The sequence below is a fragment of the Paenibacillus sp. OT2-17 genome, assembly GCF_009827695.1.
GTDB classification, from domain to species: domain Bacteria; phylum Bacillota; class Bacilli; order Paenibacillales; family Paenibacillaceae; genus Paenibacillus; species Paenibacillus polymyxa_B.
This window is the reverse complement of record NZ_WUDQ01000591.1, coordinates 1-2,220: the sequence shown is the minus strand read 5'-3', so window position 1 is coordinate 2,220 and position 2,220 is coordinate 1. Positions and strand designations below refer to the sequence as shown.

3 protein-coding genes are annotated in these 2,220 nt (G+C 46.8%); all 3 read right to left on the bottom strand.

What is annotated here, in order from left to right; genetic code table 11:
- Positions 1-992, bottom strand: a 992-nt coding sequence (locus tag GRP75_RS24945; RefSeq protein WP_160790671.1) for a helicase-associated domain-containing protein, incomplete at its 3' end; no start/stop codon positions are given.
- A 176-nt stretch (positions 993-1,168) separates the two neighbouring features.
- Positions 1,169-1,597, bottom strand: a complete 429-nt coding sequence (locus tag GRP75_RS24940) for a CBS domain-containing protein (protein WP_023989320.1) — start codon at positions 1,595-1,597, stop codon at positions 1,169-1,171.
- Positions 1,598-1,681: 84 nt separating this feature from the next.
- Positions 1,682-2,220: M20 metallopeptidase family protein (locus GRP75_RS24935; protein WP_160790670.1), on the bottom strand; the 539-nt coding region annotated here is incomplete at its 5' end.

Here is a 2,220-nt window from a genome sequence, read left to right as displayed (position 1 = left end):
AGCAGTTTCATATGCTCAAAATCCCCATCTTTGGTGCGACGGTGTGTCAATATTTGGTAGGTCGCCACCGTAATCGGACGTACCTCTTTTTTCTGACCACTATATTCCCCAATGGAATCGGGAGGAATATCCGTTTTTCGTTTTAACTCTTCTACCCATTGCCGTACAGAAGTAGTATTAGATGTTAGAATAAGCACCTCGCACTGAAACCGATTCATTACCGCCATACCTATCACTGTTTTTCCGGCTCCGCATGGAAGCACCAGTACACCACTACCCCCTAAGCCGTCCGCTCCTTTATACTCATCAGCGGCCTTTACTTGATAATCACGAAGCTGCAACTTTGTTTTTCCCTTTCCCACGGTAAATCTAAGCTGATTCCCTTCAAGATAGCCTGCCGTATCCACAACGGGATATCCCAAGCGCGTTAATTCCTGCTTGAGCAAGCCCCGATTTTCGGACGGGACCGACGCGCTTACCTCATCAAGTCGAAGTAAACCAAGCTGTTTAAGCTCTTGCTTGGTCAGTAGCTTACCCAGTAAAGCGGGGGTCTCTGCTGCCAAGATCAAGCGATCACCCATTGTATAGCTGTTGGCTTTCCCTGTCTTTATACCTCCGTCTGGCTCATGCTCAGCACGGTATGCGCCAATCATATCTGTGCTATAAGTTCGCTCTTCTTCCGTACCCTCCCGTGAAAGCGTCAACGTCCCATAACGAGAAACGAGCTGTTCAATATCCTTCAACAAATCACGTGGAATATCCCAACGGGACATGGAGTGCAAACTATTTTGAATGTCCTCAGCACTCCATCCGAGGGCAGCTGCGTTCCACAAAGACAATGGAGTGATGTGGTATGTATGAAAAGCGGACGGGCTTTTAACCAGCTCCGCATAAATCTGCAACTGTGAACGAGCCCATTCTGAACCGGGCAAGCCCATCTCCAGCAGAACGGTAAAATCACGTTGTACAATACAAGGATGATCTGGATTCATAACTACCTCCTGATAATCTAACAATACATCATTTTAAACTTATATAATAAATAGCTTATCCGTTTATTGGCATATCAACCAGAATAGCAAGGAGCCCAACCCATATTCGGGTTGAACTCCTGATTAGAAGCTCGGGGTAAAGATCTCCCCAAACTAATGCTACCTTAATTATTCTTCTAGTGGACCTGCTCGGAAATATGACTAAGCGCCTCTCCAGCGTTGTCTGCAAAAATATTACGAACAGCCAAATCCCCGATCGAGACAATCCCGATCAGACGGTCTCCTTCCGTTACGGGCAAACGACGGATTTGCTGTTCTGCCATCAGTTCAGCTGCTTGGTCCACCGACATGTCCGCACTGGCTGTACGAATACCTGTCGTCATGACGGTATCGACCGAACCCGAACCCGAATTTTTAGCCGCATAACCGCGAACGACAAGATCACGGTCCGTTACTACACCGATCAACTTATCACTGCCTTCGCTTTCCACAACCGGAATAAAACCAGTATCATTGTCCTTCATTTTGACCGCAATTTCATAAATATTGTCCTGTGGGGTAACCGTTACGCATTTTTTAGTCATAACTTCCTGAACCTTTTTCATGGGTACTCCCTCCTTTTCAACAGTAGGGTACCCCATTTCATTAACCTCATACTCCAGATTGAACCGTTCCCAATTCAACTCATTTTAGCCCTTAATTGCCCCTGCGTTTCGTTCCGCAGCGTATCCCATAGACATCGCAATAAACAAACGAACCGCGTTAATCATAGCATCCTCATCAAAATCAAATTTTGGATGATGGTGTGGATAAACTGCTCCTTTAACTGGGTTACCCGCTCCTACGAACATGAAGCAACCTGGCACACGTTCCAAATAATACGCAAAATCTTCAGCAGGCATCAACTTCGACGCTTCCTGCACATTCTCCTCGCCGAAAACAGATTTTGCTTCATTAAAGAAACGAGATGCTTCATGTGTGTCATTGACAACTGGTGGGTATCCCATAATATAGCGAACCTGTGCTGTTGTACCGTATGTTGCGGCTGTAAGCTCCGTCACCTCATGCAGTCGCTCCTTCATTACCGTTCGTGTCTCCTCATCAAACGTACGGATCGTTCCACTCAAGCGACACGTTTCTGCGATCACATTTTGCGCAGAGCCCCCTTGGATGGTTCCCACCGTCAGCACGGCAGGTCGTAATGGGTCGACTGAACGGCTTACAACAC